Annotated in this window: 22 protein-coding genes and 1 riboswitch; of the genes, 16 read left to right on the top strand and 6 right to left on the bottom strand. The window is 54.4% G+C overall.

What is annotated here, in order from left to right; all coding sequences use genetic code 11:
• From IAE27_RS29615 to nikR, 7 genes are all read left to right on the top strand, one after another.
• Positions 1-235: hypothetical protein (locus tag IAE27_RS29615; RefSeq protein WP_227685270.1), on the top strand; the 235-nt coding region annotated here is incomplete at its 5' end.
• 34 nt (positions 236-269) lie between these two features.
• The gene (nikA, locus tag IAE27_RS15410; RefSeq protein ID WP_049593679.1) at positions 270-1,838 is read left to right on the top strand and encodes a nickel ABC transporter substrate-binding protein; all 1,569 of its coding nucleotides are present in this window, start codon (positions 270-272) and stop codon (positions 1,836-1,838) included.
• Complete coding sequence (gene nikB, locus IAE27_RS15405) at positions 1,838-2,782, top strand: nickel ABC transporter permease subunit NikB (RefSeq protein WP_049593680.1); 945 nt, start codon at positions 1,838-1,840, stop codon at positions 2,780-2,782. The genes nikA and nikB overlap by 1 nt, the downstream gene beginning before the upstream one ends.
• Positions 2,779-3,612, top strand: coding sequence for a nickel ABC transporter permease subunit NikC (gene nikC / locus IAE27_RS15400; RefSeq protein WP_004106621.1), 834 nt, complete (start codon positions 2,779-2,781; stop codon positions 3,610-3,612). Before nikB ends, nikC begins: the two co-directional genes overlap by 4 nt.
• Positions 3,612-4,373, top strand: a complete 762-nt coding sequence (gene nikD, locus IAE27_RS15395) for a nickel import ATP-binding protein NikD (RefSeq protein WP_016807566.1) — start codon at positions 3,612-3,614, stop codon at positions 4,371-4,373. The genes nikC and nikD overlap by 1 nt, the downstream gene beginning before the upstream one ends.
• Positions 4,373-5,143, top strand: a complete 771-nt coding sequence (nikE, locus tag IAE27_RS15390) for a nickel import ATP-binding protein NikE (protein ID WP_004116149.1) — start codon at positions 4,373-4,375, stop codon at positions 5,141-5,143. The genes nikD and nikE overlap by 1 nt, the downstream gene beginning before the upstream one ends.
• Before the next feature lie 5 nt (positions 5,144-5,148).
• On the top strand, positions 5,149-5,565 hold the full coding sequence (nikR, locus tag IAE27_RS15385; protein ID WP_004106628.1) for a nickel-responsive transcriptional regulator NikR: 417 nt from the start codon (positions 5,149-5,151) through the stop codon (positions 5,563-5,565).
• A gap of 51 nt (positions 5,566-5,616) precedes the next feature.
• Here nikR and IAE27_RS15380 read toward each other — a convergent pair whose 3' ends face one another.
• A complete protein-coding gene (locus tag IAE27_RS15380) occupies positions 5,617-6,174 on the bottom strand; it encodes a YagU family protein (RefSeq protein WP_004106630.1) in 558 nt (185 codons plus the stop codon).
• 253 nt (positions 6,175-6,427) lie between these two features.
• Positions 6,428-6,611, top strand: a riboswitch (M-box (ykoK) riboswitch).
• A 56-nt stretch (positions 6,612-6,667) separates the two neighbouring features.
• On the opposite strand from IAE27_RS15380, the gene IAE27_RS15375 reads away from it, so the two are divergent.
• Positions 6,668-7,681, top strand: coding sequence for a magnesium transporter (locus IAE27_RS15375; protein ID WP_004106632.1), 1,014 nt, complete (start codon positions 6,668-6,670; stop codon positions 7,679-7,681).
• On the opposite strand, the gene IAE27_RS15370 is transcribed toward IAE27_RS15375, so the two are convergent.
• Positions 7,647-7,979 (bottom strand): LysR family transcriptional regulator, encoded by a 333-nt coding sequence (locus tag IAE27_RS15370; protein WP_004116154.1) that lies wholly within the window; start codon positions 7,977-7,979, stop codon positions 7,647-7,649. The genes IAE27_RS15375 and IAE27_RS15370 overlap by 35 nt on opposite strands.
• A gap of 333 nt (positions 7,980-8,312) precedes the next feature.
• Between IAE27_RS15370 and IAE27_RS15365 the strand changes: the two genes are divergently transcribed.
• From IAE27_RS15365 to IAE27_RS15345, 5 genes are all read left to right on the top strand, one after another.
• On the top strand, positions 8,313-9,266 hold the full coding sequence (locus IAE27_RS15365) for a hydroxyacid dehydrogenase (RefSeq protein WP_004106636.1): 954 nt from the start codon (positions 8,313-8,315) through the stop codon (positions 9,264-9,266).
• Between the two features lie 10 nt (positions 9,267-9,276).
• Positions 9,277-9,975: an RraA family protein gene (locus IAE27_RS15360; protein ID WP_004106638.1), complete on the top strand. Its 699-nt coding sequence runs from the start codon at positions 9,277-9,279 to the stop codon at positions 9,973-9,975.
• Between the two features lie 66 nt (positions 9,976-10,041).
• Positions 10,042-11,436, top strand: a complete 1,395-nt coding sequence (locus IAE27_RS15355; protein WP_004106639.1) for a DASS family sodium-coupled anion symporter — start codon at positions 10,042-10,044, stop codon at positions 11,434-11,436.
• A 12-nt stretch (positions 11,437-11,448) separates the two neighbouring features.
• Positions 11,449-12,612 carry a metallo-dependent hydrolase gene (locus IAE27_RS15350; protein WP_017145285.1) on the top strand — a complete coding sequence of 388 codons (1,164 nt, stop codon included), beginning with the start codon at positions 11,449-11,451 and terminating at the stop codon, positions 12,610-12,612.
• A 140-nt stretch (positions 12,613-12,752) separates the two neighbouring features.
• Positions 12,753-14,636, top strand: a complete 1,884-nt coding sequence (locus IAE27_RS15345) for a sigma 54-interacting transcriptional regulator (RefSeq protein WP_154022837.1) — start codon at positions 12,753-12,755, stop codon at positions 14,634-14,636.
• 34 nt (positions 14,637-14,670) lie between these two features.
• On the opposite strand, the gene IAE27_RS15340 is transcribed toward IAE27_RS15345, so the two are convergent.
• Positions 14,671-15,867 (bottom strand): NAD(P)/FAD-dependent oxidoreductase, encoded by a 1,197-nt coding sequence (locus tag IAE27_RS15340; protein WP_023321735.1) that lies wholly within the window; start codon positions 15,865-15,867, stop codon positions 14,671-14,673.
• Positions 15,868-16,096: 229 nt separating this feature from the next.
• Here IAE27_RS15340 and pitA point away from each other — a divergent pair, with 229 nt between their 5' ends.
• The gene (gene pitA, locus IAE27_RS15335; RefSeq protein WP_004106648.1) at positions 16,097-17,593 is read left to right on the top strand and encodes an inorganic phosphate transporter PitA; all 1,497 of its coding nucleotides are present in this window, start codon (positions 16,097-16,099) and stop codon (positions 17,591-17,593) included.
• A 67-nt stretch (positions 17,594-17,660) separates the two neighbouring features.
• Here pitA and uspB read toward each other — a convergent pair whose 3' ends face one another.
• A complete protein-coding gene (gene uspB / locus IAE27_RS15330; RefSeq protein ID WP_004106649.1) occupies positions 17,661-17,996 on the bottom strand; it encodes a universal stress protein UspB in 336 nt (111 codons plus the stop codon).
• Positions 17,997-18,377: 381 nt separating this feature from the next.
• Here uspB and uspA point away from each other — a divergent pair, with 381 nt between their 5' ends.
• Positions 18,378-18,815, top strand: coding sequence for a universal stress protein UspA (uspA, locus tag IAE27_RS15325; RefSeq protein ID WP_004106650.1), 438 nt, complete (start codon positions 18,378-18,380; stop codon positions 18,813-18,815).
• 260 nt (positions 18,816-19,075) lie between these two features.
• Positions 19,076-20,542 (top strand): dipeptide/tripeptide permease DtpB, encoded by a 1,467-nt coding sequence (gene dtpB / locus IAE27_RS15320; protein WP_004116169.1) that lies wholly within the window; start codon positions 19,076-19,078, stop codon positions 20,540-20,542.
• 400 nt (positions 20,543-20,942) lie between these two features.
• On the opposite strand, the gene rsmJ is transcribed toward dtpB, so the two are convergent.
• Both rsmJ and prlC read right to left on the bottom strand, forming a co-directional pair.
• Positions 20,943-21,707, bottom strand: a complete 765-nt coding sequence (rsmJ, locus tag IAE27_RS15315) for a 16S rRNA (guanine(1516)-N(2))-methyltransferase RsmJ (protein WP_004116171.1) — start codon at positions 21,705-21,707, stop codon at positions 20,943-20,945.
• 7 nt (positions 21,708-21,714) lie between these two features.
• Positions 21,715-23,757 (bottom strand): oligopeptidase A, encoded by a 2,043-nt coding sequence (gene prlC / locus IAE27_RS15310; RefSeq protein ID WP_004106656.1) that lies wholly within the window; start codon positions 23,755-23,757, stop codon positions 21,715-21,717.
• Positions 23,758-23,820 lie beyond the last annotated feature (63 nt).

Below are 23,820 nucleotides of genomic sequence, written 5' to 3'. Positions count from 1 at the left end.
ACAGATTCATCACCGTCTGCGGGCCGGTAGCCCGGACAGATGCGCAGCATCGCCTCCGGGAAACTCTGTCACGCTGCGCTCTGCTCCCGAAGCTGATGCTTCAAGGCTTGCGCTACGCTTAGCCAGGCTGCAGGCGGGTTCGCAATCTCATACAGCCGAAAGAGACATATCATTTTCTTATACTTTCAGCCCCTATATTGATCCAGCTTACGTCGAAAGTATGATGAATTATTAAAATCGTCATACTTTCCTGTCGCTGAGAAAATGCTTTGTCTATCATCCGCACCACCCTGCTGGCGCTATTCGCCTGCGCTCCGTTGCTGGCCTGCGCCGCGCCCAATGAACTCACCACCGCATGGCCGGTCAACGTGGGGCCGCTTAATCCTCACCTCTACACGCCCAATCAGATGTTCGCCCAGAGCATGGTCTATGAGCCACTGGTAAAGTATCAGGCGGATGGTTCGGTAAAACCCTGGCTGGCCAAAAGCTGGACCCAATCGGCGGACGGCAAAGTCTGGATTTTCACCCTGCGCGATGATGTGACATTTTCCAACGGCGAAGCGTTTGACGCCCATGCCGCCGCGGAGAACTTCCGCGTGGTGCTCGATAACCGCCAGCGCCACGCCTGGCTGGAGCTGGTCAATCAGATTGTCGATGTCAAAGCGCTCAGCCAAAACCAACTGCAAATCACCCTGAAAAGCGCGTATTACCCGTTCCTGCAAGAGCTGGCCCTGCCGCGCCCTTTCCGCTTTATCGCCCCGTCGCAGTTTAAAGACAATGAGACCCTGCACGGCATTAAAGCGCCGATTGGCACCGGCCCTTGGGTACTGAAGGCATCAAAACTCAATCAGTACGATGTGCTGGTGCGTAACGAGCGCTACTGGGGGGAAAAGCCGCAAATTGAAAAGATTACCGTCAAGGTGATCCCGGACCCGACGACCCGCGCTGTAGCTTTTGAAACCGGAGATATCGACCTGCTGTACGGTAACGAAGGGCTGCTGCCGCTCGACACCTTTGCCCGTTTCAGCCAGAACCCGGCGTACCGTACCCAGCTTTCCCGGCCAATAGAGACGGTGATGCTGGCGCTAAATTCCGCCAAAGCGCCCACCAGTGAGCTGTTGGTGCGTGAAGCGCTGAACTACGCGGTGAATAAAAAATCGCTGATCGATAACGCCCTGTACGGCACGCAGCAGGTTGCTGATACGCTGTTCGCCCCCACCGTGCCTTATGCCGACATTGGCCTGACGCCGCGCCGGTACGATCCGCAGCAGGCGAAAGCATTGCTGGAAAAAGCGGGCTGGCTACTGCCTGCGGGAAAAGAGATTCGCGAGAAAAACGGCCAGCCGCTGCGCGTTGAACTGTCGTTCATTGGCACTGACGCCCTGAGCAAGTCGATGGCGGAAATCATTCAGGCCGATATGCGGCAGATTGGCGTGGACGTGGCGCTGGTCGGCGAGGAAGAGAGCAGTATTTATGCCCGCCAGCGCGATGGTCGCTTCGGCATGATTTTCAACCGCACCTGGGGGGCGCCGTACGATCCGCACGCCTTTATGAGTTCGATGCGCGTGCCGTCGCACGCCGATTTTCAGGCGCAGCAGGGTTTAGCCGACAAACCGGTTATTGATAAAGAGATTGGCGAGGTGCTGGAAACCACCGACGAACCCCACCGTCAGGCGTTGTACCGCGACATTTTGACCCGTCTGCACAATGACGCGGTGTATCTGCCCATCAGCTATGTCTCGACGATGGTGGTCGCCAGACCGGAGCTGGGTGCTATTCCTTACGCGCCGATTGCGTCTGAAATTCCGTTTGAACAGATTAAACCGGTGAAACCCTGATGCTACGTTACGCGCTACGGCGGATCTCGCTGCTGATCCCGATGATCTTCGCCGCCTCGGTGATTATCTTCCTCATGCTACGCCTGGGCACCGGCGACCCGGCGCTCGACTATTTGCGTCTGTCGAACCTGCCGCCAACGCCAGAGATGGTCGCCTCGACCCGCGTGATGCTGGGACTGGATCAGCCGCTTATCGTCCAGTACGGCAGCTGGCTGTGGCAGGCGCTGCATCTGGATTTCGGCATCTCGTTCGCCACTCAGCGTCCGGTGCTGGATGACATGCTGAACTTCCTGCCCGCCACGCTACAGCTGGCGGGGGCTGCGCTGGTGTTGATTCTCCTCACCTCCGTACCGCTCGGTATTTGGGCGGCGCGGCATCGTGACCGCCTGCCGGATTTTATTGTGCGGGTTATCGCCTTCCTTGGCGTGTCGATGCCCAACTTCTGGCTGGCTTTCTTGCTGGTGATGTTCTTTTCGGTTTACCTGCAATGGTTGCCTGCGATGGGCTATGGCGGCTGGCAGCACATCATTCTACCGGCGGTGTCGATTGCCTTTATGTCGCTGGCGATCAACGCTCGTCTGCTGCGCGCCAGTATGCTGGAGGTCGCCGGGCAGCGCCATGTGACCTGGGCCAGACTGCGCGGTCTGAACGAGAAACAAACCGAACGTCGCCATATTTTGCGTAACGCTTCGCTGCCGATGATCACCGCCGTAGGAATGCATATCGGCGAGCTGATTGGCGGCACGATGATTATCGAGAATATCTTTGCCTGGCCCGGCGTGGGGCGTTATGCCGTTTCGGCGATATTTAACCGCGACTATCCGGTGATTCAGTGCTTTACGCTGATGATGGTGATTGTTTTTGTGGTTTGTAACCTGATGGTTGATCTGTTGAATGCCGCGCTGGATCCGCGCATTCGTCGCCATGAAGGAGCGCGTTCGTGAACTTTTTCCTCTCTTCGCGCGGGTCTGTTCGCCTCTCTTTACTCATCATCGCCCTGCTGGCGGTCGTTGCGCTCACCAGCCAGTGGTGGCTGCCTTACGATCCGCAGGCGATCGATCTGCCTTCGCGCCTGCTGGCACCTGATAGCCAGCACTGGCTGGGCACCGATCATCTGGGCCGCGATATCTTCTCGCGATTGCTGGCGGCAACCCGCATATCGCTTGGCTCGGTGATGGCCTGCCTGCTGCTGGTGCTGGCGCTGGGATTGATCGTCGGCGGCAGCGCGGGGCTTATCGGCGGTCGCGTCGATCAGGTCACCATGCGCATCGCGGATATGTTTATGACTTTCCCGACCTCGATCCTCTCTTTCTTTATGGTCGGCGTGCTGGGAACCGGGCTGACCAATGTGATTATCGCCATCGCCCTGTCGCACTGGGCGTGGTACGCACGGATGGTGCGCAGCCTGACCCTCTCCCTGCGCCAGCGCGAATTTGTGCTCGCTTCCCGGCTTTCCGGCGCGGGCCATGTCCGGGTGTTTATCGACCATCTGGCCGGCGCCGTGATCCCGTCGCTGTTGGTGCTGGCGACGCTGGATATCGGGCATATGATGCTGCACGTCGCCGGGATGTCGTTTCTCGGCCTCGGCGTCACTGCCCCCACCGCTGAATGGGGGGTGATGATTAACGACGCGCGCCAGTATATCTGGACCCAGCCGCTGCAAATGTTCTGGCCGGGGCTGGCGCTGTTTATCACCGTGATGGCCTTTAACATGGTGGGTGACGCGCTGCGCGATCGTCTGGACCCTCATCTGGTTACGGAGCATACCCACTGATGCCGCAACAAATTGAACTGCAAAACATCGCCTTACGGGCCGAGCGTCCGCTGGTGCACGGCGTTTCTTTGACGATCAAACGCGGGCGCGTGCTGGCGCTGGTTGGCGGCAGCGGCAGCGGCAAATCCCTGACCTGCGCCGCGGCGCTGGGCATTTTGCCTCCCGGCGTACGCCAGACGGCCGGGATAATCCTTGCCGACGGCCAGCCGGTTTCTCCCTGTGCGCTACGCGGCAGCAAAATCGCCACCATTATGCAGAATCCGCGCAGCGCTTTTAATCCGCTGCGAACAATGGCCGATCACGCCCGGGAAACCTGCCGGGCCCTGGATAAAGCCTCAGACGACGCCACGCTTATTGCGGCGCTGGAAGCCGTCGGGCTGGAGAACGCGCCGCGCGTGCTCAAGCTATACCCGTTTGAGATGAGCGGCGGCATGCTGCAGCGAATGATGATTGCTATGGCGTTGCTGTGCGATGCGCCCTTTATCGTTGCCGACGAACCCACCACCGATCTGGACGCGGTGGTCCAGGCACGCATTCTCGATCTGCTGGTAAGTATTATGCAAAACCGCGGCCCCGGCATGCTGCTGGTGACGCATGATATGGGGGTGGTGGCCAGGCTGGCGGACGATGTCGCGGTAATGGATAGCGGCCGCATTGTGGAACAGGGCGATGTGGAATCTCTGTTTCGCGCCCCGCGACACGACATCACCCGCGGGCTGGTGGCGGCGCATCTCGCCCTTTATGGTCTGGAGCTAAGCTGATGACATTACTGACCGCCTCGACAATTACCCATCACTACCCGGACTTAAAGGTGCTAACAGAGGTCTCTTTAGCGCTGAAAAGCGGTGAAACCGTGGCCCTGCTGGGGCGTAGCGGCTGCGGCAAAAGCACGCTGGCGCGCCTGCTCGTCGGCCTGGAATCCCCAACGCAGGGTCGCATCTGCTGGCGGGGAGAGCCGCTCTCCCGGCTCAATCGCGCTAAACAAAAGGCGTTCCGTCGGGATATTCAGATGGTGTTTCAGGACGCCATCAGCGCGGTCAATCCGCGTAAAACCGTACGCGAGATTCTGCGCGAGCCTATGCGTCACCTGCTATCGTTGACGAAAGCGGAGCAGCTGGCCCGGGCCAGCGAAATGCTCAGGGCGGTGGATCTCGACGATAGCGTGCTGAATAAGCGCCCCCCGCAGCTGAGCGGCGGGCAGCTACAGCGCATCTGCCTGGCGCGGGCGCTGACGGTAGAACCAAAGCTGCTGATCCTGGATGAGGCGGTTTCTAACCTCGACCTCGTGATCCAGGCGAGCGTTATTCGTCTGCTCAAAAAGCTCCAGCAGCAGTTCGGCACCGCCTGTCTTTTTATCACCCACGATTTACGCCTGGTTGAGCGCTTTTGCCAGCGGGTGATGGTGATGGATGAGGGGAAAATCGTGGAGATACAAACCGTGGGCGAGGCATTAACTTTTTCCTCTGACGCCGGTCGCGTGTTACAAAATGCGGTACTTCCCGCCTTTCCCGTGCGCCGAAATAAGGTTTAAGCCAGATGCAACGAATTACCATTACTCTCGATGACGATTTACTCGATACGCTGGATAGCCTGAGCCAGCGCCGTGGCTACAACAACCGTTCCGAAGCGATCCGCGATATTCTGCGCGGCGCGCTGGCCCAGGAGGCCGCTCAGGAGCACGGTACCCAGGGCTTCGCGGTGCTCTCTTACGTCTATGAACATGAGAAACGCGATCTCGCCAGCCGTTTAGTCTCCACCCAACATCACCACCACGATCTCTCCGTCGCCACTCTGCATGTGCATATTAATCACGACGATTGTCTGGAAATTGCCGTGCTGAAGGGGGATATGGGCGACGTTCAGCATTTTGCCGATGACGTTATCGCCCAGCGCGGCGTGCGCCACGGCCATTTGCAGTGCCTGCCGACGGAGAAGGAATCCCCCCACTCATAAACTGTGCGCGGCGATAAACGGCTTTTTAACTCGCGAGTGGGGCTAACGCTATCATGCTGGCTCGTTAGCCCATGCGCCTCGTAGCGGTTTTGCCAGCAGGGCAAGAACGGCAATCATGCTGATTTCAATCGAAAACGACCAGCAAATATGACCGAGGGTTTCGCTCCACAGCTCGTAGCCATTCAGGTTCCACAGCCATCCGGTTTCCCCGTTTAAATAGGCCGGGTGCCTGAAGCCCAACGCGGGAATGAGAAAGCCGTGCATAACGAGAGTAATAATCAGACCATAGGCCGCGCCGTACCAGAGCCGAATCTTTGGCCAGTACGCGGAAATAAAGACATAAAGAAAGGCGAAAGCAAAACTGAATAACCAGTGATAAAGCATGACGGCGCCGGGGATCGTCACTCCCTGGTAAACGTAGTCCAGCGAGTGTGAATTAATACCGAGCCAGCCAAGCCAGGCGTCGATATGCGCCGCCGGAGGCGATATTTCTCCCGCCACGCGAGGCGGCATATTGGCCTCCGTTCCCGACTTAACCAGGGAGCTAATAAAGCCCCCAATCAGCGTAGTCCAGATAATAACCTGGAGATTAACCCTGTTTTTCAACATAATAGATTTCCTCTTACAATATCGCTTATAGGATGTGTCACCTCTGATTTTTCAACTAATCAATGCGCTGATAACAGCCTGCTTGACTTATTCATCGATCATTATAGTTTGCCACTAACAAGTGCATGCTAAGACAACCCGCTCCTGCTACCTCCCCTATCGCGAAAACCAGCGGTTTTTCTCAACCATTAATAAACGATATGAATTATACGTTTGGTTAATTATTTCACTTCGCTAATAATCACGTCTCATTTAACGATCTCGTTATGGCGAGGCTCCTGCATAAACATAAGTTACCGCCCTGTTGGTATCGAGAGAGACCACTCAGGGAAATACAGGCTTCCATCGAATCAAGGTGTTGCCAAGGTAACTTCTGACGGCGTTCATGTCGGACAGATACGTTGTGCAGTGCTAAAACCAGGACGTAGGGATCTGCCTGTGCTCATCCTGTCTTGTTCGCCCCTATGAGTGATTTTTTATAGGGAATTACACCATGTCTTCCATTCAACTGTGCGCCGCACACCAGGCGACTTCGACTTTCGACGGCGACGCAATTGCCCAGTACATGCGTACCGATTTCATTACCCTGCCGGAGCATCTCAGCGTTCATGAGGCGCGAGAACTGTTCGTTTCTCAGCTGGCGAGCGATGAGATCCCCGGGCAGGTTTTTGTCGTCGCCGGAAAAAAACTGCGCGGCAGTTTATCGATTAAAAAGCTGCTGCAGGAGAGCGATACCGCGCAATCCATCCGTTATTTAATGGATAGCTGTCTGTTTCGCGTCAGGCCCGACGACCCGCGCCCGCAGGTGGTCGCCGAACTCGGCGAGCGCGGGCTCGATCTGGTGCCGGTGGTCGAAAAGGGTGAGCTGGTCGGCTGCCTGATGGAAAAAGAGATCGCTCATCTGCTGGAAGATGACGTGACCGAGGATGCTCAGCGCCAGGGGGCGACGCTGCCGCTGGAAAAGCCCTATCTGGAAACCAGCCCGTGGGCGCTGTGGAAAAAACGTTCGGTATGGCTGCTGCTGCTCTTTGTCGCCGAAGCCTACACCAGCAGCGTGTTACAGCATTTTGAAGAGGCGCTGGAATCGGCTATCGCGCTGGCCTTTTTCATACCACTGCTGATTGGTACCGGCGGCAACAGCGGAACGCAGATAACCTCTACGCTAGTACGTTCGATGGCGCTCGGGGAAGTGCGACTGCGCGATATGGGACGCGTGATCCGCAAAGAGGTCTCAACCTCGCTGCTGATCGCCATCACGCTCGGCCTGGCGGGCTGCCTGCGCGCCTGGATGATGGGCATCGGAATGGAGATCACCCTGATTGTCAGTCTGACGCTGGTATGCATCACCCTGTGGAGCGCGGTGGTGTCGTCGGTGATCCCCCTGACGCTTAAGCGCGTCGGCATCGACCCGGCGGTGGTGTCAGCGCCGTTTATCGCCACCCTCATCGACGGTACCGGATTAATTATCTATTTTAAAATCGCCCAGTATTTTCTTGGCCTGAATTGATTATTGCACCCGGCGGGCACGTCTTGCCGGGCTGTTTTATTCCCGCACGAATATCAGCAATCGCATTAAGCAATCTCAGTAAATCCGGTGCAAGTCGATAAAAAGCGTGTCCTTTCTCCGTTAAAATAACTTTTCTGATATTCCTGCCACGCGTAATCAGGTTAAAACCCAGTTCATTTTCAAGCGCACATATGCTGGTTGTTATTAGCGAAGGGGCAATACTCAGCCGCTGCGATGCAAAGTGAATACTCCCCTCCCGAACCATAAGCATGAATATCTCCACCTGTGATTTATTCACTGCCGAAATTTCTCCTGATTAAACCTTTGGCTTACGTTTTAAGTTGTCCAGTACGCAATGTCAATCGGTACAAACGGCCCCTCCGCCCCTACAAATAAAATAAAGTGTGAAGCTGACCGTTCGCGCATTTAATTATGCATTTCAGCCATTTCATTATTAAATATCCAGTCTCGCGGCGGCGTCTGCGGATGTGAACGACATCACTATAATTCAGCCAACCAAAAAACAAAATATACATACTTATCAAATAATTAAAGAAAAAATGCTTGCTGAATTAATTTATGGCACACGCCATGCAATTACCTCCACGTAATCAACACTGGAGATAGTTAAATGACGTACAAAATTTTACTCCCGCAGGAAATCATGGCTGAAGGGAGAGAATACCTGGAAAGTCGCGGTTATCAGCTGATTAACGGATCAGGGATGGAAGAAGAAGATATCATTCGCGACATCGGGGACTGCGACGGTATTATCGTACGCCTTTCAAAAATGTCCGATCGCGTATTTGAGGCGGCTAAAAAGCTGAAAGTCGTTGCACGACACGGTGCCGGTTACGATACGGTCGATCTGGAGTCAGCGAAACGTCACGGCGTAGTCGTATTAAATGCGCCAATTGCTAACAGCATGTCCGTTGCCGAACTGGCCATATTTTATATGCTGCACTGCTCGCGTAATTTCAAGCTGGTACAGGAAAAGATGCTTGAAGATTATTACTGGGCAAAACTGCGCACACCAAAAGTGGAGCTGGATGGTAAAACGCTGGGCCTGATTGGCGTGGGAAATATCGGTTCACGCGTGGCAATCAAAGCACTGCATGGCTTTAATATGAAAGTTATCGCCTACGATCCGTATAAAACCCAGCAGCAGATCCCCGAAGGCGTAGAACTCACCGACGATTTTGACCGTATTTTCAAAGAGAGCGACTTCGTTTCTCTGCACTGCCCGACGACCGCGGAAACCACCGATTTTGTTGGTGAGAAACAGTTTTCCATGATGAAGCCCACCGCCTACTTCATTAATACCGCACGCGGAAAGCTGGTTGATGAAAAAGCGCTGTATCACGCCTTGAGCACCCACGCTATCGCCGGAGCGGGCGTGGACGTCTTAAAGAAAGAGCCGTTTGATGCCAACGATCCGATTTTCTCGCTAAGCAATATCGTGATTGCCCCGCACATTGGCGCCGCCACTATCGAAGCGACCGACAGAGCCTCGCTCCATTCCGCGATTGGCATTGATGAAGTCTTATCCGGTAAGAAACCATCCTGGCCGGTGCCGGGTTTTTAAGGAGAAAAACATGACTATTGGTAACCGTATTTTTTTAAAACGTCCGGCCTGCAGCGTCGATCTTCTGAAAGAATTTGAACAGCTCCCGGCGGCGAATATTGCTGACACCATGAATCGTATTGCCGTACTGGGTAACGGGATTAAACGGATTTCTTCGCCGAAAAAACCGATTATGGCGGGCTTCGCCATCACCGTAAAAGTTCGTGCGGGCGATAACCTGATGCTGCACGCCGCGCTGGATATGGCGGGTGAGAACGATGTGATTGTGGTCTCCAACGAAGGCGACCGTTCGCGAGCGCTGATGGGCGAGATCATGGTGGCCTACGCCCACTGCATGAAGAAAGTCGCCGGTATCGTGCTGGACGGGCCAATCCGTGACATCGATGCGCTGTCGGTTCTCGATTTTCCACTGTTCGCCACCGGCTCCAACCCCGCAGGCCCGTTTAAACAAGGTCCCGGCGAGGTGAACACGCCGATCGCCGTTGGCGGCGTCGCGGTTTGTCCGGGCGACCTGATCGTCGGCGATGCGGATGGCGTCATTGTTATCCCCCTCGGCGACGCAGAAGCCGTACTGAATAAAGCCAAAGATTATGCAAAATTCGATGCAAGCAAAGTAGAGGCCGCGAAAAACGGCACCGCGAATCGCCTTTGGGTCAAAAAATCACTGGATGAGACAGGCGTTGAGTTTATCGACGACATGTATCGTTAATTTGATTAAATAATATCAGGCCGCGGTGCCCTGACGGGCCGTGGCTTTAAAGCAAAGGTAATAAAAATGCTTTATTTAAAACTCTTGCCCATTATCTTTTTTCCCGTTTTATTTTGGATAATACCGCACCCGGAAGGCGTCGCCGCGCCGACCTGGCATATGGTTGGCATCTATCTGGCGATGCTGTGCGGACTGGTTTTACGTCCGTTTACCGATGCGGTCATTATGCTGATTATTCTCGGGTTTGCCTCTCTGGTTCTCGACCCTGCTCCTCTGTTTGCGGGTTTTGGTAGCCCGATGGTCTGGTTTATCATCAGCGCCTTTATTATTTGCAAAGCGTTTGTCATTACCGGTCTGGGTAAACGTATCGCCTATCTGCTGCTAAAACGCTACGGTAAAAATACCCTCACCCTGGGCTATCTGATGATGGTGACGGATACCGTACTGGCCCCGGCAACAGGTTCAAATATGTCCCGTTCCGGAGGCATCACCTATCCCATCTTCAGGAACATCGCCGAAGCGCTGGGCTCGAAGCCCGACGACGGTAGCCGGAAAATCGGCGCCTATCTGACCATCCTGATGTACGTCGTCTCAATGGGAACCTCCAGCCTGTTTCTGACGGGGATGGCGACCAACTCAATTACCGTCTCGCTGGCTAACGAGATCATGAAGGTGAATCTCGAATGGATGACCTGGTTTAAAGCCGCCATTGTGCCCGCCGGACTGGTGCTGCTGCTCGCGCCATGGATTCTGTATAAAATCTACGCCCCGGAACTCAAAGTTATTGATAACGTGAACGAAATTGCTGAAAAAGGCCTGCGTGAACTGGGTCCGGTAAAGCGCGAAGAGAAGCTGTTGATCGTATTCTTTATTCTGGGCGTACTCGGCTGGATGACGGGCTCCATTACCGGCATCGCCTTTATTCCCGTCGGCCTGGCTTTCCTCGCCTGCCTGCTGCTTTTCGGCGTCCTGAGCTGGAACGACGTGGTGAGCGAAAAATCGGCCTGGCAGACCTTCGTCTGGTACGGCGCGTTTTATGGATGCGCGGTTGCGCTATCAAAAGGCGGGTTCTATGTCTTCCTGGTCGACGTTATCAAAAACTATCTTGACCTGTCGCACCTGAATGAAATCAGCGCGATTGCCGTCCTGGTCTTTATCAGCCTTGCTGTCCGCTATTTCTTTGTCTCTAATAGCGCGTTCGTGGTCTCATTCTACCCGGTACTTTTTACCCTGGGAATGACGACTCAGGCGCATCCTATGTACGTGGCGCTTTCTCTGGCCTTCTCCGCAGGCTATGGCGCATTGCTGACGCACTATGGCAACGGCGCTGGCGTATTTACGTTCTCCAGCGGCTACGTGCCGCAAAAAACATTCTGGATGCTGGGCACCATCATGGTGGTGGTCAACGTATTAATCTTCTTCCTGATCGGTATTCCCTACTGGAAGTTTATCGGCATTTAACAGGAGCATAAAATGAAACTGGATATTCTGATTAAAAACGGTCTGGTCGCCGATCTTGATAGCCGCGATTATATTAATCGCAATATTGGCATCATCGGCGATCGTATCGTTGACTTAAATGCCGTTGATGATTTGCAGGCCGAAACGGTTATTGATGCCGCAGGTTGTATCGTACTGCCTGGCTTAATCGACTTCCATGGCCATGTTTTTCATGGCGGGACCGCCATCAGTGTTAACCCTGATATCGTATGCTTGCCTAATGGGGTCACCAGTATGGTCGATGCCGGCAGCAGCGGCTGGGTAAATTATCAGCTTTTTCGCAATAGCGTGATTCATCCTGCCATGGTGAAAATCAAAAGCTATCTGAACGTGGTCAACGTCGGACTTTCTACCCTCGGAGGCGGGCCGACCGGTTATCTGGAAAATACCAATCCGGCAAATTACAACGAGGAGAAGATAGCGCAAACGCTGAATGGCAACAGAGACAATATTCTCGGCCTGAAACTACGCTACAGCCAGGATATCGCTAAAGGGAAACAGTACGCCAGCGACCCTCTTCTCTCTACCGTCTCCCTGGCGCGTAAACTGGATACCACGATTTGCGTTCACGTCACGGACTCTCTTCTCTGCGCCGATGAACTGATCCGCTATTTTAATGCCGATGATATTTACGCGCACTGTTTCCACGGCACCGGCCACTCGATTCTCAATGAACAAGGCGAGGTCTATGCGGCGATAAAAGAGGCCCAGTCCCGGGGCGTTATCTTCGACTGTTCAAACGGCGTGGCCCACTTTGATTTTCACGTTGCCAGAACCGCCATGGCGCAAGGATTCTATCCTGATATCATTAGTACCGATCTCACTTTAAGAAATAGCTTACGGACGGATAAGGTCTACAGTCTGCTCCACGTCATGTCGAAATATCTCAACATGGGAATGTCCTTCTTCGATATTGTTCGCGCGGTAACCGCTACGCCGGCCCGCCTGATGAAGATGCAGGGACAAATTGGTACCCTGGCGCCCGGCGCGTTTGCTGATATTTCGATTGTTAAACTGCAAAAAGAGAAGATTGTTTTTGAAGATACTCAGGGCGTTAAAATTGAAGGCGACCGTTACATTGATAACTGCGCTACCCTGTGTAATGGTCAAATTGTCTACCGCCGCCTGCGCTTCTAATCGCTAATTATTAAGCCTTACGTCTACCTCGGCGTAAGGCTTTTATTCTGAATCGCGTATAATATGACTTCACTCATTGATTCTCCTCGCGCTCATCATATACTAAGGCTTGCCTACCCTGCTGTCTGCGAGAATAATGCATGAATAATAATGAAATTGTTATCTTTTCAGTTTCCAGGACAATAACCCAACGAATCATGAATGTCCTTATTGAAAGGAAACTCGACATCCCCGTGTATGAATTTCGTTATTCAGAAGTTCTCGACAAAGCCCATGAGATGATTCAATCCGGCACTAAGATAATTATTAGCCGAGGCGGTACCGCCGCACTCCTGCGTAGCAATATTACTATCCCCGTCATTGAAATCGCCCATGATTTTCATGGCGTTTATCGCATCTTACAAGAAGCGAATAGTAAGTCGCAAAAAATCGCCGCCGTTGGTTTCCCGCAGTTTTGCAGCGCCTTACGCCATTACCAGAACATGACCAATGAAGATTTTAAAATTTGTCAGGTTTATAATCATCACGATATTGAAAATGTTATAAAAAATCTTTCGGAGAATAATTACCATACCGTAATCGGCGGACTGACCGTTGCTGAAATGGCTCAAAAATATCACCTCAATGCTATTATGGGGGATACTGATAACATTTCCATTGAGCAGGCCATCAATGAAGCTCACAGTTTATTGAAATACATTAATCGTGAAAACAGCAAACTGATCATGAGCCACTCAGCATTGAATCAGGCGCGTGAAGGTATTATGTGCATCGATCAGCTTGGTGAAATTATCAATATCAACGCTACCGGCGTGGCATTATTCCAATGTCAAGCCGGAGATAAAATATTCAAAAAAGAAGCGTTTAAAGAGATCTACGCCAGTATTATTAATGAATTAGACATCAAAGAGCAGGCTATAGACATCAACGGCGTAATGATTCATATTTCCGTGCGCCACTTTTCTAACCGAAAAATATCTTATGCCGTTATTACGGGGCTAAGCCAGGAGAGCACGCTTTGGCAAAACAGCGTCAACAAAAAAAGTAAGCTGCGCGGTTTTTCCACAACCTGGTCTTTCGACGATATTATTGGCCAGTCGCCGGCCATCCTCGATGTTATAAAAAAAGCCAAACTTTGCGCCCGCCACGAACTGCCGATTCATATTTTAGGTGATACCGGCACGGGCAAAGAACTTTTCGCCCAAAGTATTCACCACTATAGCGCCAGAGGCCATAGTCCTTTTATCGCGATTAACTGCGCGGCCATCCCCGAGAGCATTCTGGAAAGTGAACTCTTTGGCTATGCCGACGGCGCGTTTACCAGCGCGCGGAAGGGCGGCAAACCTGGGGTGTTTGAAATGGCGATGAACGGTACGGTGTTTATCGATGAAATCAGCGAAGCGCCGCTATCGGTACAGGTTAAGCTGCTGCGCGTATTGCAGGAAAAGCAGTTTTCTCGTCTCGGCGGCGATACGCTTATTACCGCCGATTTTCGCCTGATCACCGCCAGCAATAAGGATCTGCGCCAGCTCGTCGCCAACGGTGAATTCCGGCAGGATCTGTACTACAGAATCAATATCCTTGAGTTGACGCTACCGGCCTTACGCCAACGACCGGGCGATATTATGCTGTTAATTCAGCACTTGCTTCATCAGCAGGGTAAGCAAATCACCTTTACCCCCGACGCGGTGGATTTTTTACATTGCTATCGCTGGCCCGGCAATATTCGCGAACTCCAGGCGGTGATCTACCGACTCATTGTGCTGCTCGATATAGACAGGGTGAACAAGGAGATTTTACTCCAGGTTAGTCAAATTACACCCGATGACCATCAGCAACTCGCTCACTCCCCGGCGGTGAGCGTCTCATCCGATGAAACCGATCTATTAAAGAAACAAGAGAAACAACTGATTACCAGCGTAATAGAAAAAACCGACGGAGACAGAACCAGAGCATCGGTCATGCTGGGCATTAGCCCCACCACCCTGTGGCGCAAATTAAAGCAGCATAATATCAGCGGATAAGTCGAAGCCTGCTCCGCTGATACAGAGCAGGCGGTTATTTCTGTTCCGCTAAAGCCTGCGCGCATGCCCAGGCTGACGCCCATGCCCACTGGAAGTTATAACCTCCCAGCCAGCCGGTAACGTCCATCACTTCGCCGATAAAGTAGAGCCCGGGCACCTTACGGGCCTCCATGGTGCGCGAAGAGAGTTCGTTAGTATCTACGCCGCCGAGGGTCACTTCCGCCGTACGATAGCCTTCGGTGCCATTCGGCTGGACGCGCCATGCGGTCAGCGTCTCAACCAGCGCCTGCTGCTCGCGGACGTTAAGCTGCTTCAGGGTGACATCCGGGAGTTGGCCCAGCTGCTGCAGGCACTCAACCAACCGTTTCGGCAGTTGCATCGCAAGCGTGTTTTTCAGGCTCTGATTAGGATGCGCCGCGCGCTGTTCGTTGAGGAAGTCATCAAGATGGCAATCCGGCAGCAGATTGATGCTGACGAATTCTCCCGGCTGCCAGTAGCTGGAAATTTGCAGTACCGCCGGCCCGGACAGCCCGCGGTGGGTAAAGAGCAGATTTTCCCGGAAGACGGTCCCGTTTTCCGCCGTGATGGTTGACGGCACCGAGACGCCGGAAAGCACCTGCAGCTGCTCAAGCAGCGGCTTATGCAAGGTAAACGGCACCAGGCCCGCGCGGGTCGGCAGTACCTTCAGGCCAAACTGCTCGGCAAGCTTATAGCCGAACGGCGAAGCGCCCAGACCGGGCATGGATAACCCGCCGGAGGCCACCACCAGCCTGTTCGCTGCCACCGTCTCGCCGTTAAGCTGCAGCATGTAGCCCTCATCATCCCGCTCAACGCTGATAATTTCGCTACGCAGGCGAATTTGTACGCCGCCCTTTTCACACTCCGCCAGCAGCATGTTGACGATTTGCTCGGCGGAATCATCGCAGAAAAGCTGGCCCAGGGTTTTCTCATGCCAGGCAATACCGTGTTTGCTAACCAGATCGATAAAGTCCCACTGGGTGTAGCGCGCCAGCGCGGATTTGCAAAAATGCGGGTTTTGGCTGAGATATGCCGCGGGTTCGATATACATGTTAGTAAAGTTGCAGCGTCCGCCGCCTGACATCAGGATCTTGCGCCCGGGCTTTTTGCCATTATCGAGCAGCAGCACCCGGCAGCCTGCCTGCCCTGCCTGCGCCGCACAAAACATTCCCGCCGCTCCGGCGCCGATTACGATGGCATCAAACCTTTCCACACAACATTCCTCATATCCCGATTGTCGGGAATTGTAAATTTTTCACTCTGGTCGCACCAGCATGAAAAAAACAGATTTACGTACCTCATTGAAAGATATAGGAATACTCCCAACAAGGTAAAACTTAAACAGGAAGAAAATCAAAAAAAGTCTATATTTCACTTTGCCCGCGCCGCTAAAGTCACTGATAATGCGCCGCGTTCATGTCCTCAAAATGGCGTAACGTCCTATGCTACATTTATTTGCCGGTCTGGATTTACATACCGGGCTACTGTTATTGCTTGCTCTGGCTTTCGTGCTTTTTTACGAAGCGATCAATGGTTTTCATGATACCGCAAACGCTGTTGCAACTGTGATCTACACACGCGCAATGCGGTCGCAGCTTGCTGTGGCGATGGCGGCTCTTTTTAACTTCTTCGGCGTTCTGTTGGGCGGTCTCAGCGTAGCCTATGCCATCGTGCATATGTTGCCGACCGACCTGTTGCTTAACATGGGTTCAGCACATGGCCTCGCCATGGTCTTTTCCATGCTGCTGGCGGCAATTATCTGGAACCTCGGCACCTGGTACTTCGGCCTTCCGGCCTCCAGCTCGCACACCCTGATCGGCGCGATTATCGGTATTGGTTTAACCAATGCGCTGATGACCGGTACGTCGGTGGTGGACGCGCTGAACATCCCGAAAGTCATGGGTATTTTTGGCTCGCTTATCATCTCGCCAATCGTTGGCCTGGTCGTGGCGGGCGGCCTGATTTTCATCCTGCGTCGTTACTGGAGCGGAACCAAAAAACGCGCCCGTATCCACCTGACCCCAGCCGAGCGTGAAAAGAAAGACGGCAAGAAAAAGCCGCCGTTCTGGACGCGTATTGCGCTGATTCTCTCCGCCATTGGCGTTGCGTTCTCCCACGGCGCGAACGATGGTCAGAAAGGCATTGGCCTGGTCATGCTGGTTCTGATCGGCGTAGCTCCGGCTGGCTTCGTGGTCAATATGAACGCTTCCGGCTACGAAATCACCCGTACCCGCGATGCGGTCAACAACGTGGAAACCTTCTTCCAGCAGCGTCCTGAGCTGTTGAAGAAAGCGACCGGCGCTGAGCAGCTCATCCCGTCTCCGGACGCGGGGGCAGCCGCAAATGGCGAATTCCACTGCCACCCGGCAAACACCATCAACGCGCTTGACCGCGTGAAGACGATGCTGACCGGAACCGAAAGCTACGACACGCTCTCCGTTGAGCAACGCAGCCATCTGCGCCGCATTATGCTCTGCATCTCCGATACCACCGATAAAGTGGCGAAGCTGCCGGAAGTCAGTGCCGACGATAAGCGTCTGCTTAAAAAGCTGAAAACCGATATGCTGAGCACCATCGAATACGCGCCCATCTGGATTATTATGGCGGTTGCGCTGGCGCTGGGTATCGGCACCATGATCGGCTGGCGTCGCGTGGCGACCACCATTGGCGAGAAAATCGGTAAGAAAGGGATGACCTACGCACAGGGTATGTCAGCTCAGATGACCGCAGCCGTATCGATTGGTCTGGCGAGCTATACCGGTATGCCGGTTTCCACCACCCACGTGCTCTCCTCCTCGGTTGCGGGGACAATGCTCGTCGATGGCGGAGGTCTGCAGAAGAAGACCGTCACCAGTATTCTGATGGCATGGGTACTCACCCTGCCCGCGGCGATTCTGCTCTCCGGCGCGCTGTACTGGCTCTCGCTGCAGATTATCTAAGCCGTCTCGGTAATAAGACAGATAAACGGGTCAGGAAACTGGCCCGTTTTTTTTACCCGCAGTGTCACTAGTGCCAGATAGCCAGGGCAATCATGCTCACCATCACCAGGCCGCAGAGGGCGCTGGTAAGGATAAACTGCCGACGAACCCGCTCGCAGCGGCGGATGAACTCATCGTCGTGATGATCGCGGTAGCGCTGAGCGTAGATATACCACACCAGGCGCATCTGTTTGCTGGGCTGTCCATGCGACGTAAAAAAACCGCCGCCGTCGACATATTGATAGAGCAAAGGGTCACAACCACGTAGCACAACAAGCAATGCACGCAGCGACGAGAAGTAGCGTGCCATATTCACTACACATACGATACACAGGGCCCAAAACAGCGCAACAGTGCTGATCATACCTCCTCCCCGGCGACCCGTCCTCGGAGGCTCCCTCCGGGACTACCGCTCCCCAATATCAAACCGACTGTACTGTGAAAGAGTGCGATTCCGATCACGTTTATTTATCCGACCGGCTCATTAAATAGTGTAGGAGATCAGTTAATTTTTTTACCACAACGTTAATCATTATCAATGCATAAGTCGGATATATTTGTTTAACTATTTGCTGAACAAGGTAGATTGACGGATCGCGAGGGGCGCTATAAGGTAGAAATATCTTCTACAATTAGGTCCTTAAGGACTACCCCCCCGCGAATGTGGCACGCAGGACGCGGGCGAAGCGGCAGCGCTGGCTGTCAGGTCCAACGGTCATCGACAACTTATGGAAGGAGTAACACTATGGCTTACAAACATATTCTTATTGCAGTAGACCTGTCCCCGGAAAGCAAAGTACTGGTAGAAAAAGCCGTTTCTATGGCCCGTCCCTACAATGCAAAAGTTTCCCTGATCCACGTAGATGTGAATTACTCCGATCTCTACACCGGCCTTATTGATGTTAACCTGGGCGATATGCAGAAACGCATCTCCGAAGAGACTCACCACGCGTTAAGCGAACTCTCTACGAATGCGGGCTATCCGATCACTGAGACCCTGAGCGGTAGCGGCGATCTCGGCCAGGTGCTGGTCGATGCGATTAAAAAATATGATATGGACCTCGTGGTTTGCGGTCACCATCAGGACTTCTGGAGCAAGCTGATGTCCTCCGCGCGTCAACTCATCAACACCGTTCACGTCGATATGCTGATTGTCCCGCTGCGCGACGAAGAAGAGGAATAACAGGACGTTATTTCATTTCGCTGATGACCAACGCCCGCCCATGCGGGCGTTTTTATTTCTCACTCCCCGCCGAAAAAAAGAATATAAATCCATAAAATCCGCAAATTGCCAGATTGATCAACCAACTAAATCGCCATTTATCCATATAATCATTCGCCAAAGTGTATAAACATCATATCATTGCGCAAAATTAAGGTTTTTAAGCGCGTTTTGGCATACGCGTGCATACTTTTTCGGACAGGACTAAAAGGCGAAGCAATATGAACTCCACCGCACCCACAGGCTTGCTGCAGCAACCTCGCCCATTCTTCATGATCTTCTTTGTGGAACTATGGGAACGATTTGGCTATTACGGCGTTCAGGGCATTCTGGCCGTTTTCTTTGTTAAACAGCTCGGCTTCTCGCAGGAACAGGCGTTTATAACCTTTGGCGCGTTTGCGGCGCTGGTATATGGCCTGATCTCCATCGGCGGCTATGTCGGCGATCATCTGCTCGGCACCAAACGTACGCTGGTGCTGGGCGCGATTGTCCTCGCCGCGGGCTACTTTATGACCGGCCTGTCGCTGCTCAAACCCAATCTCATTTTTATCGCGCTGGGAACCATTGCGGTGGGAAACGGGCTATTTAAAGCCAACCCGGCGAGCCTGCTCTCCAAGTGCTATCCGCCAAAAGATGCCCGCCTCGACGGCGCCTTCACGCTGTTCTATATGTCGATTAACATCGGTTCGCTGCTGTCGCTGTCGCTGGCGCCGGTGATTGCCGATAAATTCGGCTACGCGGTGACCTACAACCTGTGCGGCGCCGGCCTGATTGTCGCCCTGCTGGTTTACTTCGCCTGTCGGGGTATGGTGAAAGATATCGGCTCTGAGCCGGACCACAAGCCGTTGAGTCTGCGCAATTTACTGTACGTGCTGGCAGGAACGGTGGTGATGATTTTTGTCTGCGCCTGGCTGATGCATAATGTAAAAATCGCCAATCTGGTGCTAATTATCCTCTCAGTGGTGGTGACGATTTTCTTCTTCCGCGAAGCCTTCAGGCTGGATAAAACCGGGCGCAATAAAATGTTCGTCGCCTTTATCCTGATGCTGGAAGCGGTGCTGTTTTATATTCTGTACGCGCAGATGCCGACCTCACTCAACTTCTTTGCCATCAACAACGTCCACCATGAAATACTCGGTTTCGCGATTAACCCAGTGAGCTTTCAGGCGCTAAATCCGTTCTGGGTGGTGGTGGCCAGCCCGATCCTCGCCGCGATCTACACACGTTTGGGCAATAAAGGCAAAGACCTGAGCATGCCGATGAAGTTCACCCTCGGCATGTTCCTGTGCGCGCTGGGCTTTTTAACTGCCGCAGCGGCGGGAATGTGGTTTGCCGATGCCCAGGGATTGACCTCGCCGTGGTTTATCGTGCTGGTCTATCTGTTTCAGAGTCTGGGAGAACTGCTGATTAGCGCCCTGGGGCTGGCGATGGTTGCCGCGCTGGTACCGCAGCATCTGATGGGCTTTATTCTGGGGATGTGGTTCCTGACGCAGGCCGCCGCGTTTCTGCTGGGCGGCTACGTCGCAACCTTCACCGCCGTACCGGACAACATTACCGACCCGCTACAAACGCTGCCGATATACACCAACGTATTCAGTAAAATTGGCCTGGTGACCCTGGGCGTCACGGTGGTCATGGCGATCATGGTGCCGTGGTTGAACAGGATGATTAATACAAAGAGCGCGTAAAAACGGTGCGGTCGACGAGGTTTCCCGGATTGCGGCTAACGCCTTATCCGGGCTACAGAACTGCGCATCTGTCCGGGCTACCAGACCCGCAGACGGCGGTGAACCCGTAGCCCGGGCAAGGCGCATCGCGCCGCCCCGGGAGCAGAGCGCAGAGTGGCAGAATTTCCCGGAGGCGATACTGCGCATCTGTCCGGGCTACCAGACCCGCAGACGGCGGTGAACCTGTAGCCCGGACAAGGCGCATCGCGCCGCCCCTGGGAGCAGAGCGCAGAGTGGCAGAATTTTCCGGAGGCGATGCTGCGCATCTGTCCGGGCTACCAGGTTGCAGACGGCGGTGAACCTGTAGCCCGGGCAAGGCGTATCGCGCCGCCCCCGGGGAAATAGCCCTGATGCAGCTTGTTTACCCCTGCGGCTCAACCGCCGTTCCGGCATAGATATCAAAGCGATGGCCTTTGGTCACCACCGCGTTAGGGGTCGCAACATTCGCCAGCGGCGGCGCGTAGTCCGGGCGCTTAACCACCACCCGCCTGGTCGCCAGCTGACGCGCCGGCGCCAGCAGACCGTCGGCGTCTAAATCCGGCCCCACCAGCGACTGAAATACCCGCATCTCTTTCTTCACCAGCGCGCTTTTTTGCTTATGCGGAAACATCGGGTCGAGATAGACCACCTGCGGACGCGGGGTAATATCGGTCAGCGCCGTCAGGCTGGAGGCGTGAATCAGCTGCAGGCGCTCCTGCAACCACGAGCCGATTTCAGCGTCGGCGTAGCCACGCGCCAGGCCATCGTCGAGCAGCGCGGCAACCACCGGATTACGCTCCAGCATCCGTACACGACAGCCGACTGACGCCAGCACAAAGGCATCCCGCCCCAGACCGGCGGTCGCATCGACGACATCCGGCAGATAGTCGCCTTTGATTCCCACCGCTTTCGCCACCGCCTCGCCGCGGCCGCCGCCGAACCTGCGCCGGTGAGCCATCGCCCCGCCGACAAAATCCACGAAAATGCCGCCGAGCTTCGGTTCATCGCGCTTACGCAGCTCAAGATGCTCCGGCGTCATCACCAGCGCCATCGGGTTGTCATCGTCCTGCTCCAGCCCCCAGCGGTCGACAAGAACAGATAAGGCGCCGTCTCCGGCGCCCGTTTCATCAATTAAACAAATTTTCACAACAGGATTAACTCTTAATACCGTAATGCTCAAGCATCGCGTCCAACTGCGGCTCGCGACCGCGGAAGCGTTTGAACAGGACCATTGGCTCTTCCGAACCGCCGCGGCTAAGAATGTTGTCGAGGAACGACTGGCCGGTTTCGCGATTGAAGATCCCCTCCTCTTCGAAGCGCGAGAAAGCATCCGCCGCCAGCACATCGGCCCACAGGTAGCTGTAGTAGCCCGCCGCGTATCCACCGGCAAAAATGTGGCTAAAGGCATGCGGGAAGCGGCCCCAGGACGGCCCGGGAATCAACGCGACCTGCTGCTTGATTTCCGCCAGCGTTTCGAGGATTTTCGCCCCCTGCTGCGGGCTAAATTCCGCATGCAGGCGGAAGTCGAACAGGCCGAACTCCAGCTGACGCAGAATAAACATCGCCGCCTGATAGTTCTTCGCGGCCAGCATTTTCTCCAGCAGCTCCTGCGGCAGCGGCTCGCCAGTTTCGTAGTGGCCGGAGATAAACGCCAGCGCTTCCGGCTCCCAGCACCAGTTTTCCATAAACTGGCTCGGCAGTTCGACTGCATCCCACGGTACCCCGCTGATACCGGAAACGCCGGCGGTATCGATGCGGGTCAGCATATGGTGCAGACCGTGGCCAAACTCGTGGAACAGCGTGATCACTTCATCGTGGGTAAACAGCGCCGGTTTGCCGCTGACGGGACGGTTAAAGTTACAGGTCAGATAGGCAACTGGCTTTTGTAGCGTGCCGTCAAGCTTGCGCATCTGGCCAACGCAATCATCCATCCACGCCCCGCCGCGTTTATGTTCGCGGGCGTAAAGGTCGAGGTAGAAGCTGCCGCGCAGCTCGTTATTTTCGTCGTACAGTTCAAAGAAGCGCACTTCCGGATGCCAGACGTCGACGTCAGTACGCTCTTTCGCGGTAATGCCGTAAATACGCTTAACGACTTCAAACAGGCCGTTAACCGCTTTGTTTTCCGGAAAGTACGGGCGCAGCTGTTCATCGCTGATGCTGTAAAGATGCTGCTTCTGTTTTTCGCTGTAGTAAGCGATATCCCACGGCTGCAGTTCATCCACGCCGAATTCGGCTTTGGCGAAGGCGCGCAGCTGAGCCAGTTCTTTCTCACCCTGCGGACGGGCGCGTTTAGCCAGGTCGCTCAGAAAGTCGAGCACCTGCTGCGGATTCTCCGCCATTTTGGTCGCCAGCGACTTATCGGCATAGCTGTCGAAGCCCAACAGCTGAGCCAGCTCGTGGCGCAGGGCGAGGATTTCCGCCATTACCGGACTGTTATCCCACTTACCGGCATTCGGCCCCTGGTCAGAAGCGCGGGTGGAATAGGCGCGATACAGCTCTTCACGCAGCGCCTGGTTATCGCAGTAGGTCATTACCGGCAGATAGCTCGGGATATCCAGGGTCAACAGATACCCTTCCTGCTCTTTGGCTTCAGCCTGAGCTTTCGCCGCAGCAAGTGCGCTTTCCGGCATCCCGGAGAGCTCGGATTCATCGGCGATCAGCTTCGTCCAGCCCATGGTGGCATCGAGGACATTGTTACTGTACTGATTGCCCAGTTCAGACAGGCGTGCGGCGATTTCGCCGTAGCGTTTCTGCTGCTCTTTGGCCAGGCCAATACCGGAGAGTTCAAAATCACGTAGCGCGTTATCCACCGCTTTTTTCTGCGCGGTATTCAGGGTGGCGTAATGGTCGCCGTCGCGCAGGTCGCGGTACGCTTTGTACAGACCTTCATGTTGCCCAACCCAGGTGCTGTATTCGGAGAGCAGCGGCAGAGTTTGTTCGTAGGCTTCACGCAGCTCAGGGCTGTTTTTAACCGAGTTCAGGTGGCTGACCGGGGAAAAAATACGCCCCAGCACGTCGTCCACTTCCGCCAGCGGCTGGCAAAGGTTTTCCCAGGTATACGGCGCCCCTTGCGCCACCGCGCGTTCGACCGCCGCCCGGCAATCATCCAGCGCTTTGGTGACCGCGGGGACCACGTGCTCGGGTTTGATTGCAGAAAAGGGCGGGAGCGAAAAAGGCGTCAGTAATGGATTGGTCATATGCGCAGTCCTGTTGAATTGGGTGAATGAAGCGCGCGTCCGGCGCTATAGCATGAGATCTAG

It is taken from the genome of Klebsiella sp. S69 (assembly GCF_016516145.1).
Lineage (GTDB): Bacteria > Pseudomonadota > Gammaproteobacteria > Enterobacterales > Enterobacteriaceae > Klebsiella > Klebsiella oxytoca.
This window is presented reverse-complemented; position numbering and strand designations above follow the sequence as displayed.

Bases quoted from the DNA above. Each gene is read 5' to 3' on its own strand.
- nikB (WP_049593680.1), top strand. From the start codon at position 1,838: ATGCTACGTTACGCGCTACGGCGGATCTCGCTGCTGATCCCGATGATC.
- nikD (WP_016807566.1), top strand. From the start codon at position 3,612: ATGCCGCAACAAATTGAACTGCAAAACATCGCCTTACGGGCCGAGCGT.
- nikE (WP_004116149.1), top strand. From the start codon at position 4,373: ATGACATTACTGACCGCCTCGACAATTACCCATCACTACCCGGACTTA.
- nikR (WP_004106628.1), top strand. From the start codon at position 5,149: ATGCAACGAATTACCATTACTCTCGATGACGATTTACTCGATACGCTG.
- IAE27_RS15380 (WP_004106630.1), bottom strand. From the start codon at position 6,174: ATGTTGAAAAACAGGGTTAATCTCCAGGTTATTATCTGGACTACGCTG.
- IAE27_RS15375 (WP_004106632.1), top strand. From the start codon at position 6,668: ATGTCTTCCATTCAACTGTGCGCCGCACACCAGGCGACTTCGACTTTC.
- IAE27_RS15365 (WP_004106636.1), top strand. From the start codon at position 8,313: ATGACGTACAAAATTTTACTCCCGCAGGAAATCATGGCTGAAGGGAGA.
- IAE27_RS15360 (WP_004106638.1), top strand. From the start codon at position 9,277: ATGACTATTGGTAACCGTATTTTTTTAAAACGTCCGGCCTGCAGCGTC.
- IAE27_RS15355 (WP_004106639.1), top strand. From the start codon at position 10,042: ATGCTTTATTTAAAACTCTTGCCCATTATCTTTTTTCCCGTTTTATTT.
- IAE27_RS15350 (WP_017145285.1), top strand. From the start codon at position 11,449: ATGAAACTGGATATTCTGATTAAAAACGGTCTGGTCGCCGATCTTGAT.
- IAE27_RS15345 (WP_154022837.1), top strand. From the start codon at position 12,753: ATGAATAATAATGAAATTGTTATCTTTTCAGTTTCCAGGACAATAACC.
- pitA (WP_004106648.1), top strand. From the start codon at position 16,097: ATGCTACATTTATTTGCCGGTCTGGATTTACATACCGGGCTACTGTTA.
- uspB (WP_004106649.1), bottom strand. From the start codon at position 17,996: ATGATCAGCACTGTTGCGCTGTTTTGGGCCCTGTGTATCGTATGTGTA.
- uspA (WP_004106650.1), top strand. From the start codon at position 18,378: ATGGCTTACAAACATATTCTTATTGCAGTAGACCTGTCCCCGGAAAGC.
- dtpB (WP_004116169.1), top strand. From the start codon at position 19,076: ATGAACTCCACCGCACCCACAGGCTTGCTGCAGCAACCTCGCCCATTC.
- prlC (WP_004106656.1), bottom strand. From the start codon at position 23,757: ATGACCAATCCATTACTGACGCCTTTTTCGCTCCCGCCCTTTTCTGCA.